12 protein-coding genes and 1 riboswitch are annotated in these 16266 nt (G+C 64.1%); of the genes, 5 read left to right on the top strand and 7 right to left on the bottom strand.

What is annotated here, in order from left to right:
• The 4 genes from xerC to gdhA all read right to left on the bottom strand — a co-directional run.
• On the bottom strand, positions 1-1068 hold a 1068-nt coding region (gene xerC / locus NE547_RS03650), incomplete at its 3' end, for a tyrosine recombinase XerC (RefSeq protein ID WP_256174784.1).
• Between the two features lie 105 nt (positions 1069-1173).
• Entirely contained in the window at positions 1174-2793 is a 1620-nt protein-coding gene (locus NE547_RS03645; RefSeq protein WP_186907932.1) for an NAD(P)/FAD-dependent oxidoreductase, read from the bottom strand.
• A gap of 113 nt (positions 2794-2906) precedes the next feature.
• Positions 2907-3134: a helix-turn-helix domain-containing protein gene (locus NE547_RS03640; RefSeq protein ID WP_186907931.1), complete on the bottom strand. Its 228-nt coding sequence runs from the start codon at positions 3132-3134 to the stop codon at positions 2907-2909.
• 739 nt (positions 3135-3873) lie between these two features.
• The gene (gene gdhA / locus NE547_RS03635) at positions 3874-5229 is read right to left on the bottom strand and encodes an NADP-specific glutamate dehydrogenase (RefSeq protein WP_186907930.1); all 1356 of its coding nucleotides are present in this window, start codon (positions 5227-5229) and stop codon (positions 3874-3876) included.
• 292 nt (positions 5230-5521) lie between these two features.
• Between gdhA and NE547_RS03630 the strand changes: the two genes are divergently transcribed.
• Together NE547_RS03630 and NE547_RS03625 are read left to right on the top strand one after the other, a co-directional pair.
• A complete protein-coding gene (locus tag NE547_RS03630; protein WP_256174783.1) occupies positions 5522-6004 on the top strand; it encodes a sigma-70 family RNA polymerase sigma factor in 483 nt (160 codons plus the stop codon).
• Positions 6001-7212 carry an anti sigma factor C-terminal domain-containing protein gene (locus NE547_RS03625; RefSeq protein WP_256174782.1) on the top strand — a complete coding sequence of 404 codons (1212 nt, stop codon included), beginning with the start codon at positions 6001-6003 and terminating at the stop codon, positions 7210-7212. The genes NE547_RS03630 and NE547_RS03625 overlap by 4 nt, the downstream gene beginning before the upstream one ends.
• Positions 7213-7316: 104 nt before the next feature.
• Here the strand turns inward: NE547_RS03625 and NE547_RS03620 are convergent, their stop codons facing one another.
• The gene (locus NE547_RS03620) at positions 7317-8513 is read right to left on the bottom strand and encodes an acetate/propionate family kinase (RefSeq protein ID WP_186907928.1); all 1197 of its coding nucleotides are present in this window, start codon (positions 8511-8513) and stop codon (positions 7317-7319) included.
• Between the two features lie 171 nt (positions 8514-8684).
• Here NE547_RS03620 and NE547_RS03615 point away from each other — a divergent pair, with 171 nt between their 5' ends.
• Positions 8685-9932, top strand: a complete 1248-nt coding sequence (locus tag NE547_RS03615) for a nucleotidyltransferase family protein (protein ID WP_256174781.1) — start codon at positions 8685-8687, stop codon at positions 9930-9932.
• A 296-nt stretch (positions 9933-10228) separates the two neighbouring features.
• Here the strand turns inward: NE547_RS03615 and NE547_RS03610 are convergent, their stop codons facing one another.
• Both NE547_RS03610 and NE547_RS03605 read right to left on the bottom strand, forming a co-directional pair.
• Positions 10229-11077 (bottom strand): rhomboid family intramembrane serine protease, encoded by an 849-nt coding sequence (locus NE547_RS03610; RefSeq protein ID WP_243204772.1) that lies wholly within the window; start codon positions 11075-11077, stop codon positions 10229-10231.
• Between the two features lie 90 nt (positions 11078-11167).
• Positions 11168-13492, bottom strand: coding sequence for a polysaccharide pyruvyl transferase family protein (locus NE547_RS03605; protein ID WP_256174780.1), 2325 nt, complete (start codon positions 13490-13492; stop codon positions 11168-11170).
• Positions 13493-13845: 353 nt separating this feature from the next.
• Between NE547_RS03605 and NE547_RS03600 the strand changes: the two genes are divergently transcribed.
• On the top strand, positions 13846-14823 hold the full coding sequence (locus NE547_RS03600; protein WP_186907925.1) for a radical SAM protein: 978 nt from the start codon (positions 13846-13848) through the stop codon (positions 14821-14823).
• Positions 14820-16067: an adenosylhomocysteinase gene (locus NE547_RS03595; protein ID WP_186907924.1), complete on the top strand. Its 1248-nt coding sequence runs from the start codon at positions 14820-14822 to the stop codon at positions 16065-16067. The genes NE547_RS03600 and NE547_RS03595 overlap by 4 nt, the downstream gene beginning before the upstream one ends.
• Before the next feature lie 101 nt (positions 16068-16168).
• A riboswitch (SAM riboswitch) is annotated at positions 16169-16265 on the top strand.
• The last annotated feature ends 1 nt before the right edge of the window (position 16266 follow it).

Below are 16266 nucleotides of genomic sequence, written 5' to 3'. Positions count from 1 at the left end.
GTGGGGCAACAAAAAGTACATGAATATGAAGCACCTGGAGGCCGCCATTGAGGATGCCTCCATTGCCGGCTGACTCCATTCATGCCAGAGCTTGCAAACTAAAGTGCGAAAAAATCTTGACACGACCCCGTGGGAGCGGATGAAACGGGTAAAGGCCAGGGATACGGCGTTGGGGGAGTAAGGCTTCCCCAGCTTGTCCACCGCCACAAAGTTGTCCTCCGACCAGCCGTCCCCCCTGGCAAGGGAACGCTGGACCTGGGCGGAGCGCTCCTGCCGGAGCAGGCGGCACAGCTCGTCCCCCAGATGGAGCACCCGGTTGGAGGTGCGGTTTTTGGTCTCCTTTTGGACGATGGAAGCTCCGGCAGCCGTGCGGGCCTCCTTGATGTGCACCCGGCGGCGGGCGAAGTCCACGCTGCTCCACCGCAGGCCGCAGATCTCCTCCCGCCGCAGGCCCAGCGCCCCCGCCAGCTTGACGATGGGTTCCAGCCAGTGTCCCTCCACCAGAGCGAACAGCTGCCGCAGCTCTTCCGGCGTGTAAAAGCGGGCCTCCTGCGGGATCACCCGTGGCGGCTCCACCCGGTCGGTGGGGCTGCGCAGCAGCATGTCCTGCCGCACGGCCAGATGCAGCGCGCAGGAGAGCAGATCGTGATGGCGGCGCACGGTGTTGGCGGAGAGCCCCTTCTGCTCCATCAGCATTGCGTAATAGCCCTGGAGGTGCTGGGGCGTGAGCTTTTGCAGCGGAACGTCCCCCAGGGCGGGCGAGAGATGGTTGCGGATGATCTTTCCATAGCCGTAGACGGTGGTCTGTGCGCGGTTTGGCCGGATCACCTGCTCCATCCAGTACTCCAGCCACTGGTCCAGTGTGATGGAACGGGGCGAGACCCGCCGCAGGCCGTCCCGCTCCGCCGAAAATTCACGCAGGCCCCGCCGGGCTTGGGCCAGGGTGGGATACGTCCGGTAGCACTTGACCCGCCTGCCGTTTTCATCCGCGCCGTGGTCCATGCAGACATAGTAGACCTGCCTTGCATCGTCATAAGAAATGTTGGTTTCCACTTTTTTCCTAGCCATTGCTTCCCCTTCCTCACGTTTCGACGGATTTAGAGCTTAACCATATCACGTCGGCACCTTGAAAAATATAGGATATGCAAAAGCCAGGAAAAATCCCCATCCCGATCAAACAGACCGGGATGGGGAGTCAAGGGACGCGCCGGGCCCGGCGGAAGCCACGGCCTCCGCCACGCGGACGCCGTCCACGGCGGCGCTGGTGATCCCGCCTGCGTAGCCTGCGCCTTCACCGCAGGGATACAGACCGCGGATGGGGGATTGGAGATCCTCGCCGCGGAGGATGCGCACCGGGGAGGAGGAACGGGTCTCCACGCCGGTCAGCAGGGCTTCCGGGGAGGCAAAGCCCCGGAGCTTCCGGTCGAACAGGGGCAGGGCGGAGCGGAGCGTGTCGGCCACGTAACCGGGCAGACAGCGCCGCAGGTCGGCGGGCGTGACGCCGGGGCGGTAGGTGGGCGCCACCCCGCCCAGTGCCGCGGACGCCCGCCCGGAGAGGAAATCCCCCACCGTCTGGGCGGGAGCCCGAAAGCCGCCGCCGCCCAGGGCAAAGGCGGCTTCCTCCCAGCGGCGCTGGAACGCCACCCCCGCCAGGGGATGGCTGGAGCCGAAGTCGCCGGGGCCCACCCCGACCAGGAAGCCGCCGTTGATGTTTGCCCCGTCCCGGGCCCGGCGGCTCATGCCGTTGGTCACCAGCCGCCCCTCCTCCGAGGCGGCGGCCACCACCTGTCCGCCGGGACAGACGCAGAAGGTGAAGGCGCTGCGCCCGTCGGGCAGGTGGCAGGCCAGTTTGTAGTCGGCGGCCGGCAGGCGCTGCCAGGCCGGGCCAAACTGGGCCTGGGAGAGGGCGGCCTGTGCGTGCTCGATCCGCACGCCGATGGCAAAGGGCTTGGGGGCAAGCGGAACGCCCGCCTCCAGCAGCAGTTCGAAGGTATCCCGGGCGGAGTGGCCGGGGGCGAGGATCAGCGCGTCGCAGGGCAGGTCGTAGGCGCCCTGGGGGCCCTGCGCCTTCAGCGCAGTCAATTGGCCGTTTCGGATCTCCAGACCGGTCAGGCGGTGTCCAAAGCGTACGTCGCAGCCCAGCTCCAGCAGCTCCAGGCGGATGGCCTTCACCACGTCCCGGAGCAGATCGGTGCCGATGTGGGGCTTGTGCTGCCAGAGGATATCCTCCGGAGCGCCCGCCGCCGCCAGCGTCCGGAAGACGGTGGCAATGCGGGGATCGTGGGTACCGGTGGTCAGCTTGCCGTCGGAAAAAGTGCCCGCGCCCCCTTCCCCGAATTGTACGTTGGAGGAAGGGTCCAGTATCCCGGTCTGCCAAAAGCGTTCCACGTCCCGTGTGCGCGCTTCCACCGGACGGCCCCGCTCCAATACGATGGGAGGCAGTCCGTTCCGGGCCAGGAACAGCGCGGCGAACAGCCCCGCCGGCCCCATGCCGACCACCACAGGAGGCAGCGCGGAAGCGCGGCGGACCGGGGGAAACGCGTAGGGCTGAGGCTGAAACAGAGTCACGTTGGGGTTGCCCGCCTTTCGTACCAGAGCTGCCTCCTCCGGGGCGGTCACATGCACCGTGCACACATAGTGGACGTCGTTCTTCTTACGGGCGTCGATCGACTGCCGGGCCAGAGAGAGGGCCTGGATCTGGCCCGGCGGAAGGCCCAGCAGTCCGGCCGCCCGCGCTCGGAGCAGCTCCTGCCCGCCGTCGATGGGCAGGACGATGTTTTGAATTCGGATCATGGTGTTACCTCTTTCCTGGAGCAGAGTGAGACGGAGCTTGTCCCCGCGCGCCTCCGCGGGGGTACGGCAATCAGGGGGCCGCTAAAGGCGCAGCTCCCGGCAGATGGAAACCACTAATCCATGTCTTTTGCGCGCGGATAAGGTTTTTCGACGTTGGTCAGGCCGGCTAAATAGTCCATGCTCGTATCCAGCGCCAACGCGATCTTGCGACACTGTTCGAAAGAGCAGTACCGCTTACCGCATTCGATTTTAGAATAGTCGCTTTGGTCGATCCCGGTCAGTATTTGCATCTTGACTTGGGTAAAACCACGCTTTTCTCTGAGCACACGTAACCGTGACATAATATCACCCTGCCTTATTATGGGTAAATTGACCTATTCCGATTAGGGTAAAATTGACCTATAGTGGCGCGGGGTGCTGTTATGATACAAGAATGATTGGAAGAACGCAAGAAATCCATGATACAGGCGTATCCTGCATACCGGCTGGGTTGCGTGATGGAGGAGCCCCTGTACGAACAGGGGGGTGCCGGATCAGATTGATTTTGGGCAGATATCCTGCTGCGCGTTTGGCGCCCGGGCCGGAGAGCCGGATGAACGGGTATGCAGCTGGGTCAGGGAATGGATGGAGCCGGACAGACATTACCCCCGTGGGCGGCTGTAAAACACAGCAGGCGTGCCCCAGGGCGCGCCTGCTGTGTTAACGTTATGGGAGCACAAGGCCGGTGGAACCGCACAGCAGCGCACGCCCTGCGCCAAGGTTTTTGCCTGCGGCAAAGACGCTTGAACGGCGCTTACCGCGCCGCCCCATCGCAGATGGGGCCCCAGTGGCCGACGGCCCGGCAGGAGACGGATGCGTTCCTCTTAGTAGCTTACGCCCTGCCAAATCATGGCGTCGGCCGTCCCAAAACGCGGGGCGTTTTGGGAACCCTGCGGATTGGGCCTGCTCGGGCGGAGTGAATCCGCCCTGCGCCAAGGTTTTTGCCTGCGGCAAAAACGCTTGAACGGCGCTTACCGCGCCGCCCCATCGCAGATGGGGCCCCAGTGGCCGACGGCCCGGCAGGAGACGGATGTGTTCCTCTTAGTAGCTTACACCCTGCCAAATCATGGCGTCGGCCACTTTGAGGAAGCCGGCGATGTTGGCTCCGGCCACCAGATTGCCCTCCATGCCGTACTCGGCGGCGGCATTGGCGGCGTTGTGGTAAATGTTGCGCATGATGCCGTGGAGCTTTTCGTCCACTTCCTCAAAGGTCCAGGACAGGCGCATGGAGTTCTGGCTCATCTCCAGACCGGAAGTGGCCACGCCGCCGGCGTTGGAGGCCTTGGCGGGGGCAAAGAGAAGCTTGTGCGCCTGGAAATAGGCGACGGCTTCGGGGGTGGAGGGCATGTTGGCGCCTTCGGCCACGGCAAAGCAGCCGTGCTCCACCAGCGCCTTGGCCCCGTCCAGATCCAGCTCGTTCTGGGTGGCGCAGGGCAGGGCGATGCCGCAGGGGACGCTCCAGATGCCGCGGCAGCCCTCCACGTATTTGGCGGTGGGCACATACTCCAGATAGGTGGAAATGCGCGCCCGCTTGACCTCCTTGATCTCCTGCATGATCTTATAATCGATGCCGTTCTCGTCCACGATATAGCCGTTGGAATCACTCATGGCAATGACCCTGCCGCCCAGCTCGGTGGCCTTCTGGTTGGCGTAGATGGCCACGTTGCCGGAGCCGGAGATCACGACGCTCTGGCCCTGGAAGGACTTCCCGGCGGCCTTGAGCATCTCGTCGGCAAAGTAGCACAGACCGTAGCCGGTGGCCTCGGTGCGGGCCAGAGAACCGCCGTAGCTCAGGCCCTTGCCGGTGAGCACGCCGTTGAACTCGTTGCGGATGCGCTTATACTGGCCAAACAGATAGCCGATCTCCCGGGCGCCCACGCCGATGTCGCCGGCGGGCACGTCGGTGTCGGGGCCGATGTGCCGCTGCAGCTCGGTCATGAAGGACTGGCAGAAGCGCATGACCTCATTGTTGCTCTTGCCCTTGGGATCGAAGTCGGCGCCGCCCTTGCCGCCGCCCATGGGCAGGCCGGTCAGGCTGTTTTTAAAGATCTGCTCGAAGCCCAAAAATTTGATGATGGACAGGTTCACGCTGGGATGGAAGCGCAGGCCGCCCTTGGAGGGGCCGATGGCGGTGGAGAATTGTACGCGATAGCCGCGGTTGACCTGCACCTTGCCCTGATCGTCCACCCAGGAGATGCGGAACATCAGGCTGCGCTCGGGCTCCACGATGCGGTCGATGACGCCGGACTTCACCAGCTCCGGCCGCTGGGCCACCACGGGCTGGAGGGACTCCAGGACCTCGCCGGCAGCCTGGAGGAACTCGGGCTCTTGGGCGTTTTTCCTGCACAGAGTTTCATAAACGCCCTGAAGATAGGAATCGGTGAACTGAAATGCCATAGTTGCCAAACCCCTTTGCTTGGCGGTCCATACGGTGGACGGACCGGCCTGATTTTTGCTATGATACACACAGGGACGCGCCCCGTGCAGCAGCCGCTTTGCCACGTTAACTCATATTATACTGCTGCCGCATTGAAATTGCAAGAAAAAATTTGTAAATTGCAAAAATGACGGAAACTATGCGGGGTATGCGGAATAAATTGCACCACTTTGACTGGATGCATGCAAATAGAATGAAACGTGTAACATTTTGCCCGCTGAGACGTTTGTCGGGTGAGGGGGGGAGGACGGGATGTACGACGGGCTGGAGGCGCTCTACCGGCGGCATGTGGGAGAGGTGTACTTGTACGCCTATTCCCTCTGTAAGAACCCGGACCAGGCCCAGGACCTGGTGGGAGAGACCTTTTACCGCGCCCTGCTCTCGCTGGAGCGGGAGGGGGAGTGGAAGGGCTGGCTCTTTCGGGTGTGCCGCAACCTGTGGGTGGATAGCATGCGCCGGAGAAAGTTCCAGACCGGAGAGCCCCCTGACCCGGAACGGCTGGCGGCAGAGGAGGATCTGCTGGAGGATCTCATCCGGGAGGAGCGCCGCCGGGCGGTCTACCGGGCGGTGCTGGAGCTGTCCCCCGCCGATCGGGAGGCGGTAACGCTCCACTACTGCGCCGGCTTGCCGCTGCGCGAGGTGGGGGCGGCCATGGGACTTTCTCCCGGCGCGGCCCGCACGCTGCTGTGCCGGGCCCGGCAAAAGCTCAAAACCAGACTGGAGGGACAATTGTGAGTTTTCGTGAGCTGTTGGAACGGTATCGAACCGGCGCCGCGACGGAAGCGGAGCGGGCGCTGGTGGAGGCCGAGCTGGAGAAGAGCGCGGCCATTTCCGATTATCTGGCCGAGGGGCTGGAGGCCGAGCTGACCGGAGAGGGGGCGCACCGAACTTCGGAGGAGACAGAGCCGGCCCGGCGGGTGCGCCGCATCGTAAATCGCCGCCTGGGCCGGGTGGCGGTCCTGTCGGCGGCCGTTGTGCTGGCCGTCCTGCTGGGGGTGCGTCTCGTAGTCTCCCCCCTGGCGGCGTCCTTCTGCTACCAGCCCAACGCCAGAAGCGTAGGGCAGGCTGGAGACGAGCGGGAAGATATCTGGTATGACCTGAGCGCGTTCTACGAGCTGATCATGCCCGGCCGGTCGGTCCGGGACATCCAGACCGGAAACCGGGGATTCGGCCGGTACGATCTGTCTTATACCGAGGAGGACTGGCTTACCGGGGAGCGCACTGCGGTCAGCCGTACGCTGGAACCCGGCCAGGACGGGGAAAACGGATATTTGTGGAGCGAGCAGGCCATCGGCCTGTATGCGCTGGCGGAGTCCGGGGCGGTGGAGGAGGGCGTCCGCCGAATCCCGGATTACGAAGCCGATCTGGCCCAGCTGGACGAAAGCGCCTACGTCTCCGTCTGGGTCCATTTTCCGCAGGATCTGACGCCCATGGAGTTTGCCGCGTTGGCGCACGGCTATGAACAGCGGTATGGAGTGGAAATCTCCTTCCGCTGGTGTGCCGTGCGCACCTCCGACGATCCGGCGGTCCTGCGGGGTTTTTCCACGGTGGACGGCTCGTGCGCGCAGGGCGGGCTGGCGGACTACCCGATGCTCAGTCTGGCGGAGCGGCTGGGGAATTGGTTTCCCAGCGGCAGCGCTGCGGCGATGGCGAAGGCTTATGGGGGGCTGTATACCCAGCATTTCCAAAGTCTACTGTCCTATGCGGCGGAGCGGACGAAAGCGGCGGATGCGCTGGTCGGACCGGGCGCGCAGTTCCCGGAGTACGACTTTGCAGGCCAGCGGGACTATGTAGAGGAGCACGGCATCCGGATCTATGGCGCGCTGGTCTACGGTCAGCCGCAGGCGCTGCTGGCGCTGACGGAGCGGGGAGATGCGGACGGGCTTGCCATCGAGCGGGTGTTGGCCTGCCGCTACTCCGGCAGCCGGAGCATCCGGCAGTAGCGGGCAGGACGCATCCGAAAAAAGGAGAAAACACGGACTGCCGGGCAAGCTGCCCGGCAGTCCGTGTTTTGGTTGAAACGCGCCGCGAGACGACCCGGCTGCGCTTACTGGTTGACGATATTGGCGGTATCCATGGCGATCATAAGCTCCTCGTCGGTGGGGATGAGGAGGACCTTCACCCTGGAGTCGGCGGTGGAGATGACGGTCTCCCTGCCGCGGACGTTGTTGGCCTGGGCGTCCATCTTCACGCCCATGAACTCCAGGCCGGAAGCGATGGCCAGGCGCTGGTCGGCGGAGTTTTCGCCCACGCCGGCGGTGAAGACGATGGCGTCCACCCCGCCCATTGCGGCGGCATAGGCGCCGATGAGTTTCTTTACACCGTAGTTGAAGGCGTCTACGGCCAGCTCGGCACGCTGGTTGCCCTGCTCGGCGGCGTCGCTCAGGTCACGGAAGTCGGAGGACACCCCGGAGATGCCCAGCACGCCGGACTTCTTGTTGAGGATGTTGAGCATCTCTTTGATGTCGTAGCCGTACCGGTTCATCAAATACTCCAGGATACCGGCGTCCAGGTCGCCGGAGCGGGTGCCCATGGGCAGGCCGGCTAGGGGGGTGAAGCCCATGGAGGTATCCACGCTCTTGCCGCCGTCCACGGCGGTGACGGAGGAGCCGTTGCCCAGGTGGCAGGTGATGATCTTCAGCTGCTCGATGGGCTTGCCCAGCATGGCGGCGGCCCGGCCGGAGACGTACTTGTGAGAGGTGCCGTGGAAGCCGTAGCGGCGGACCTTGTCCTTCTCATAGTATTCGTAAGGCAGCGCATAGATGTAGCTCTTGGCGGGCATGGTCTGATGGAAGGCGGTATCGAACACGGCCACCATGGGCACGCCGGGCATGACGGCCTGGCAGGCCTTGATGCCTGTGATATTGGCGGGGTTGTGCAGAGGAGCCAGGGGGATGCACTCCTCAATGGCGGCCATGACCTCGCCGGTGATGAGGGCGGAGGCGGCAAACTTCTCGCCGCCGTGCACCACGCGATGGCCCACGGCGTCGATCTCAGAGGCGCTCTTGATCACGCCGTACTCGGGAGAGAGCAGGGCGTCCAGCACGGCCTGGATGGCCTCGGCGTGGGTGGGCATGGGGATTTCAAATTCGTGTTTGGCATCCCTGGCGGGGATTTTGTGGGTCAGGCGACCGTCGATGCCGATGCGCTCGCACAGGCCCTTGGCCAGCACCTCGCGGGTCTCGGGGTCCATGAGCTGATACTTCAGGGAGGAGCTGCCGGCGTTGATGACCAGGACTTTCATGTTTACGATCTCTCCTTTAAATTCGTGGCATACGGCTTGTATACCCAAAGTTCACGTAGTAAAATAGGAAAGCATATACAAACTATATTTTAGCCCTTTTTTGACCGAAGGACAACCCATATTTTCGCACAAATCGGACAAAAATTCAGGGTTCTTTTGGAGGAACAGCCCATGAGGACGGCGGGCATCATCTGTGAATACAACCCCTTCCACCGGGGACACGCCTGGCACCTTGCCCAGACGAAGCGCCTGCTGGGGGAAAACACGGCCATCGTATGCGTCATGAGCGGACACTGGACTCAGCAGGCCGACTGCGCCATCGCGGACAAATGGACCCGGGCGCGGCTGGCCCTGATGGGAGGGGCGGACCTGGTGCTGGAGCTGCCTACGCCTTGGGCCGCCGCCTCGGCCGAGACGTTTGCCCGGGGCGGGGTGGAGGTCCTGGCGGCCACCGGCGTGGTGGACGTGCTGTCTTTCGGCAGCGAATGCGGCGATGTGGAGGCGCTGCAGCGGGCGGCGGCCTGTCTGGACGCCCCGGAGTATCCTGCCGCCCTGCGGGTCCGGCTGGAGCAGGGCAAACCGTTTGCGGCCTGCCGCCAGGCAGCCGTGGAGGCGCTGGCGGGACCGGAGAGCGCATCGCTGCTCCGCAAGGCCAACAATAACCTGGGCGTGGAGTACATCCGGGCCATCCGCGCCCTGGACGCCCGGATGACCCCCATGACGGTGCTCCGCCGGGGCGCGCCCCATAACAGCATGGGGGGGATGGACACCCGCCGGGAGGACGGCGCCGCCGGGGCCGGCACCGTGGACCGGATGCAGTTTGCCTCGGCCACGGAGATCCGCTGGAATCTGTTGGAGGGGCGGTGGGACAGGGCGGAGCCCTATTTGCTGCCGGGGGCCAGGGAGCGGCTGGAGGATTCGCTCATCGGTCTGCCTGCCCTGAAGCGGGTGGAGCAGGTGATGCTGGCAAGGGTGCGGACCATGACCGCGGAGGACTGGGCGGCCCTGCCCGACAGCGGCGCGTCCGAAGGGCTGCCTGAGCGGTTGGTCCGGGCGGGGCGCCGGGCGGAGAGCATACCGGCGTTTTATGCGCAGGCCAACACCAGGCGCTATACCGAAGCCCGGGTCCGCCGGCTGCTGCTGTGGGCGTTTCTGGGCCTTACCAAAGCGGACCGGCCTGCGCATGTGCCCTACCTGCGGGTGCTGGGGCTCAATGAACGGGGGGGAGGACTGCTGCGGCGGATGAAGCAGGCGGCCTCCCTGCCGGTCATCACCAAGCCTGCCCGCGCCCGCGCGCTGGAAGCGGAAGGGCGGACCCTGTTCGAGCTGGAAGGGCGGTGCACCGATCTGTACGGCCTGTGCTTTGCGCGCCCGCGTCCCTGCGCGCTGGAGTGGACCTCCAGTCCAGTGGTGTGCTGACCGTCCGCACGGCCTTCCGCTTGTCGAAACGCCTTCCGCACAAGCGCCCGGCCGGGTTTTGTCCCGCGAAGATGACGGCATCAATCACAATCCGTCCCTTCCGGCGGCACAAGGGGAATTGCCCTGCCGGGGCACGAGCGGGTCCCCTGGAGAACGCGCGTCGGAAGGGACCCTTCTCAGGACGGACGGGGTGACTTTTTTGCGGGAGATCGAACCTTGTCCCGTATCCTGTTTCGACAGACGCAAGCCCGCCCCTCCATCCGCCTGCAGGCGGATGGAGGGACGGGCTTGTTTGATCACTGGATATGCACGTGGTTGTTGATATGCTCGGAGCAGTAGCAGTAGTAGCCGTTGCACTTGGAGCAGTAGCGGAACGCCTCGTCGGGATCATCGGTGTCGGTCTTGCCGCAGACGGCGCATTTGTGGAGATATCCCTTTTGCTGATGGGCCTGCCGGGTGGCCTGCTTGAAGTTCACCGTCTGGCGGGAGTGGCGGTGCCTGGCGCGTCCCAACATGCCCATGAGGTCAGACCAGAAGAAGAGCACATAGTTGAGAATGGCCACCAAGGGCACCAGAGCCATGGGGAGATTGCCGCCTATCAGCGTGCCCGCCACGGCCAGGGCCAGAAAGCCCAGGTCCAGCCAGGCCAGCCATTTGGCCTTGACCGGGATGATGAAGTAGATCAAAAAGGTCGTATCCGGATAAAGGGTGGCGAAGGCCAGGAAGAGGGACATGTTCAGGTAGTACATATTGGCGGTCTGATACCAGCCGTAGCCCACCAGACCCATGATCAGGCCGTACACGATGGTAAGGATGACGCCCAGAAAGTAGTATACGGTGAATTTGGTGGCGCCCCAGGATTGCTCCAGGCTGCGGCCGATGGAATAGTACAGCAGCACCGAGAAGAGAAACCAGAGGAGGTTTTCGTTGAGCGGCACAAAAATAAAGGTCACCAGCCGCCAGATCTGCCCCTGGAAGATCAGCGCCGGGACAAAGCTGATCCAATAGGAAAAGGTATAATGGCTGAACAGGTCCAGCAGCAGCACGATCACGTTGCCCACGGAGATGATCAGCATCAGATTGGGGATGCCCAGCTTGGGGTGCCGGTAGCAGAAACGGTCCAAAAGCGCGTCGATGGATTTCAAAGGCAATTCCTCCCAGATCAGGGTAGTAACGTTAGTCTAACAGGGAACGGGGGATATTTCTAAAACAAATTGTAAACTTTTTGCGGCCGGTTATTTCATGAGCCTGCGCAGCTTCTCCTTCATCCCCGGTGTAAGCGCTTTGGCGGCGGCCCGGTAGGGCAGGGGAGGAAGCGCCAGAAAACGGCGCTCCACCTGTTCAAAGGGCAGGGTACGGAAGGCGGAGAAGAAAGCCGCCCGGCGGGGATTGGCCTTGAGAGGAGAGGCCAGGCGGGGGTTGCCCGCCACCGCCTCCTCCAGGGGACGCTCCACCTGGCCGAAGCGGGGGGAGAGCTCCTGGAACACGGCGCGGCCCCGGGCGCTGTTGACCAGGACCATGGATACGCCCTTGTCCCGCTCCACCGGCAGCTCCAGCGCCGGGTCCAGCCCCCAGTAATCGGCCAGGGTAAAGTCGGCGGGGCGGCTGACGCTGGTGTATTTGCACACGGCGCAGGCGGGGCGCAGGAACAGCTGCATCCCAAAGCCGCGGCCATAGCAGGTGCGGTTGAAATCCTCCGTGTACACGCCGCCGTCGGCAAAGGTCACGCTCAGGTAAGGGTGGGACCAGCCGTGGGATTTGTCCTTAAAGCGGACCTGGCGGACCGTGGAGCCCTGCCGCGCCTCCAGCGTATCCAGCCAGGCACGGAATACCGCCGGGGAGGGGACCCCGTGGCAAACCAGGTCGCAGGTAAGCAGATGCTCGTAATCCCGGCCCAAAAAGCGCAGCAGGCCGTCGATCTGGCAGGGCACGCCGGAAAAGAGCACCGGTGTGCCCGCCTCCAGCAGAGCGCGGGCCTGCCGGAAGGTGTCGCCCAGGTCGCTCTGCACATATTTGGAACCCCGCATGGGCCCCAGCTCCGCTGTGGAGCGGGCACATACGTGGCGGGTGGTCTGATGCGCGTCCAGCACCGCGCCGAATACGGCGCCCCCCTGGGCGAGGGTATGCCGGGCCAGCAGGGAGAAAAAGCCGCCGGAAGAGCTTTGGACGCGTTCGGCCTCGTCGCTGTTCCAGAGCGCGTGGGCGGCAGCGGGGATGTGGACGGGGGAGGCGGGCTGGAGCATGGGGCAGACCCGTTCACAGCTGCGGCACAGGATGCAGGAATCCCCGATCACAGGACGCAGAAAGCCCTCGTGATCCGCCGTTAGCGTGATGGCCCCCACCGGACAGACGGCGGCGCAGGCGGTGCAGCCGGTGCAGTCCTCACGGCGGCACAGCGCGGGCGCTTCCCGGCCCGGCGTGTCTGCCTGCACGGGCTGGAGCGGAAGCTGCGTCCCCTCCAGGGCGGCCTTCAGATAGGCCAAAGAGTCGGCGCGCTCGGCGGAGAGCCGCTGATGGACCGCGGCGTAGTCCATGGGGGCGTCCACCGCTTCGGTGGCGTCCAGACCGATGATGCGTCCGGTGCAGCCCAGCCGGGAGAGCAGGCTGTAAATGCGGGAATAGGTGGGCTCCCGCCGTTCGCTGGGGGACATGGAGGTGAAGAAAGGCTTCTGGAACTGGAGGGAGAAGACCGCCCCATGGAAGGAGTTGGTGACTACGGCGGCGGCGTTTTGAAACAGGCCCAAAAATTCCTTGGGGCCCGCGTCAAAGATCAGCCGCGCGGCGCCGTCGATCTTCCGCCGTGCGCCCGCCAGCTGGAGGATAGGCCAGCCGGTGCGCTGGGACAGCGCCTGGGCGTAGGGGGCGGCCTCGCCGGGGTCGGAGACGAAATAGCAGAGTATGTATTGGCCCGGCTCCTTCGGCGGCGCGGCCAGCGCGCCCCAGTCCGCTCCGGTCAGCAGAAGGGTGGGGTCCAGCACCACACGGGCCTGCTGTCCGGCAGCCTGCTCCAGCAGGGCCTGCCCCCGCTTTTCCCGAACGGACAGGGCGGAGTAGGGCGCCAGGCAGCGGCGCAGCTGCGCCAGCTTGTCCTCGGGCAGCTCCGACACCCCCAGGCTGGGGGCGTAGGCGATGCGGCGTCCCTCCCGCACGAAGGCCAGCAGGAAGGCAGGGTCGAACTGTTTGTCCTGAAAGATATAAGGGTTCCAGATCTGATCGCTGCCCGCCACGTACACGTCGTACTCCGGGGCGTCCGCTTCCAGTTGGTCGAAGGTGGTATACCGCTTGGGGGAGAGGGTCATCTCCTGGGCCACAAAGGCCTCGAACCGGTCGAAGCGGCGCCGGAACGCGGCGTAGTGGAGCGCGGTGTGGGCGTCGGAGACCATATCCCGCAGCGCGCCGGAGCGCTTGAAGAGCTGATTGGTGCGTGTGGTGTGGGGCAGGCGGTAGTCGATGATCTCGCACTGCGCTCCCAGGGCCTGGATGGAGCGCATGGTGGCGTAGGCCTGGAGCTGGGCCCCGTAATGGTGGGCGAAATGGAAGGTAATAAGTCCTGTGCGCATGTAAGCTCACTCCTGAACGAAAAGGATCGTGCCGGTCGGGCGGATGGGACGGGCACGGCCGCTTGCAGCTGGGATACCGCGCGCAAAGCGTATCGCGGCAGGCGGCATCGTTCGCGCCGGAAGCCCGCAGGGCGGGAGCGAATCATGCCGGTTCTGTGGTATAATAGCCGCATTGCGGCTATTATACCACAGCCCTGCGGGAAAGTATATTGGAATACCCCGCCTGCCCCCGCAAAAAAATCGGAAATTGTGACAAGGTTGAAATTTTGTCTATAGCGCGGCAGGGACGGATGGGGTATGATAAGCAAAGATTGAAATGGGATGAAACTTTGGGAGAGGAGTGTGCCGCAGAAATGGGCATATCGGCTCACATTAAGGCGTTTGGGTTCTCCAAGGTCCTGGATTATCTGGAGCGGGACCCGGATGCCAACCTTCCCAGGCTGATGGAGTGGGTGGATCGGTTTACCGGGGAAAAGCTGCCCCAGCATTACCGGGAATTGTTCCGCAGCGCCATGAGCGACCCGGAAAACAACTGGTACCGCCTGATCAAGAGCATGTATACCGACATTGACAGCCGGGTACTGAAAAAGCTCTTTGAAAATTTTGTGCTCAACGGGAATCTGCTGGATTGGCCGCAGAAAAATGCAGAGGGAGGCTGGCCGGAAGGCGGGGCGCCCTGGTCGGTCCTGATCGACCCCACCTTTCCCTGCGATATGGGCTGCAAGGGCTGCGGCAGCGCGATCTACGGCGTGCGCCCGGTGATGGAGTTCGACAGCCTGGATGAGGAGATCGACGCCCGCAAGGCGGGGGGGACCTACCTTTATATTTTTCCCGGAGGAGATCCGCTCTCCCGGGAGCAGGAGATCATCGCGCTGTGCAACAAGCACAGCGGCTGCGTGTTCGCTGCGTTTACCCCGCCGGAATCCATTACCGGGGAGCTGGCGGAGGACATGCTGCGGGTGGGCAACCTGTTCCCGGCCATCCAGGCCGACCAGCCCACCCCGGAGACCGAGCGGGCTATGGCGCTGATGCGCCGCGCCCGGCTGCCCTTCGGCGTGGCCTGCCGCTGCACGGCTGAGAACGCCGGGCGGGTTTCGGAAGAGGGCTTTTTTGATCAGATCATCGCCTCCGGCGCCAAATTCTGCTGGTTCTTCACCTGCCCGGCCTTCGGCCCGGAGGAGGCGCCCAGCGGCGCCCAGCTGGCGCGGATCCACCGGCAGGTGCAGTGCTTCCGGCGCAGCAAGCCCCTGCTGACGCTGGATTTCTGGGACGGCCCCTCTCCCGCGGCTATGGAGCGGGAGAAGGCCGGAGAGGAAGGAGAAGCGCTATGAGCATCCTGAAGGATCAATCTCTGGCAGAGTCCGGCCGCCGCAAGATCCGGTGGGTGCGGGACTTTATGCCCGCGCTGGGGCGCATTGAGGAGCGCTTTGCGCGGGAGCAGCCCTTTGCCGGCCTGCGCATCGCCGTGTCGGTCCACCTGGAGGCCAAGACCGCGAATCTGGGCTATGTGCTCCAGAAGGGCGGGGCACAGGTCCGGCTCACCGGATCCAATCCCCTGTCCACCCAGGACGATGTGGCTGCGGGACTGGCGTCCATGGGGGTGGAGACCTTCGGCGTCCACGGCGCGTCCGCCCAGGAGTATGAGCGCCATCTGATCGAAACGCTGAAGGTTCGGCCCCACCTGATCGTGGACGATGGGGGAGACCTGGTCCACCTGCTGGGCGGTAAATGCGCGCAGCTGGGGGAGAACCTGATCGGCGGCTGCGAGGAGACCACCACCGGCATCCTGCGCCTGCGGGCCCGGGAGCGGGAGGGGATTTTGCCCTGTCCCATGATGGCGGTCAACGACGCCAGGGCCAAGCACTACTATGACAATAAATACGGCACCGGTCAGAGCGTGTGGGACGCCATCATGCACACCACCAATCTGGTCGTAGCGGGCAAGACCGTGGTAGTGGCCGGATACGGCTGGTGCGGCAAGGGCGTGGCCATGCGGGCCAAAGGCATGGGGGCCGATGTCGTCGTCTGCGAGGTGGACCCCTTCAAGGCTCTGGACGCCACCATGAACGGCTTCCGGGTCATGCCCATGGACGAGGCGGCCCGCTGCGGCGACGTATTCGTCACGGTCACCGGGTGCAAAGACGTCATCACCCCCAGGCACTTTGCAGTGATGAAGCACAACGCCCTGCTGACCAATGCCGGCCACTTCGACTGCGAGGTGGATGTGGCGGGACTGGCGGCCATGGCGGTCGGGCGGGAAGTGCGCCGGGAGAATATAGAAGGCTATACCCTGCCCGATGGAAGGGTGCTCAACGTGCTCGGCGAGGGCCGCCTGGTGAATCTGGCGGCAGGCAACGGGCACCCGGCGGAGATCATGGACATGTCTTTTGCGGTGCAGGCCCTGGCGCTGGAGTGGCTGGTCCGGCACCGGCAGGGGCTGGAGCGGAAGGTCTACCAGGTACCCGACGAGATCGACGAGGAGATCGGCCGGGTGAAGCTGGCGGCGCTGGGGCTGGCCATCGACGCGCTCACCCCGGAGCAGCAGGCCTACCTCAACGGCTGGAAGGCGGAATAGGGCGCGCGGGACACGCATTCCGACGGCATTATACAAAGAGGCTGTTTTGTCTATTGCGATTGCACGCGAGAGTGATTACAATATCCAGTGTCAATTGAATAGCCTTATCAAGAGTGGCGGAGGGATCGGCCCGATGAAGCCCGGCAACCTGCATTGCAAGGTGCCAAATCCGACGGTAGAAGTATCGAAAGATGAGGAT

The sequence above is a fragment of the Flavonifractor sp. DFI.6.63 genome, from assembly GCF_024462255.1.
GTDB lineage: Bacteria > Bacillota > Clostridia > Oscillospirales > Oscillospiraceae > Lawsonibacter_A > Lawsonibacter_A hominis.
The sequence above is the reverse complement of the archived record's forward strand: the minus strand, read 5'-3'. Positions and strand labels throughout refer to the sequence as shown.

What these genes read in the sequence shown, in the direction of transcription:
- NE547_RS03645 (WP_186907932.1), bottom strand. Translation starts at nt 2,793, where the DNA reads ATGATCCGAATTCAAAACATCGTCCTGCCCATCGACGGCGGGCAGGAG.
- NE547_RS03640 (WP_186907931.1), bottom strand. Translation starts at nt 3,134, where the DNA reads ATGTCACGGTTACGTGTGCTCAGAGAAAAGCGTGGTTTTACCCAAGTC.
- gdhA (WP_186907930.1), bottom strand. Translation starts at nt 5,229, where the DNA reads ATGGCATTTCAGTTCACCGATTCCTATCTTCAGGGCGTTTATGAAACT.
- NE547_RS03630 (WP_256174783.1), top strand. Translation starts at nt 5,522, where the DNA reads ATGTACGACGGGCTGGAGGCGCTCTACCGGCGGCATGTGGGAGAGGTG.
- NE547_RS03620 (WP_186907928.1), bottom strand. Translation starts at nt 8,513, where the DNA reads ATGAAAGTCCTGGTCATCAACGCCGGCAGCTCCTCCCTGAAGTATCAG.
- NE547_RS03615 (WP_256174781.1), top strand. Translation starts at nt 8,685, where the DNA reads ATGAGGACGGCGGGCATCATCTGTGAATACAACCCCTTCCACCGGGGA.
- NE547_RS03605 (WP_256174780.1), bottom strand. Translation starts at nt 13,492, where the DNA reads ATGCGCACAGGACTTATTACCTTCCATTTCGCCCACCATTACGGGGCC.
- NE547_RS03600 (WP_186907925.1), top strand. Translation starts at nt 13,846, where the DNA reads ATGGGCATATCGGCTCACATTAAGGCGTTTGGGTTCTCCAAGGTCCTG.
- NE547_RS03595 (WP_186907924.1), top strand. Translation starts at nt 14,820, where the DNA reads ATGAGCATCCTGAAGGATCAATCTCTGGCAGAGTCCGGCCGCCGCAAG.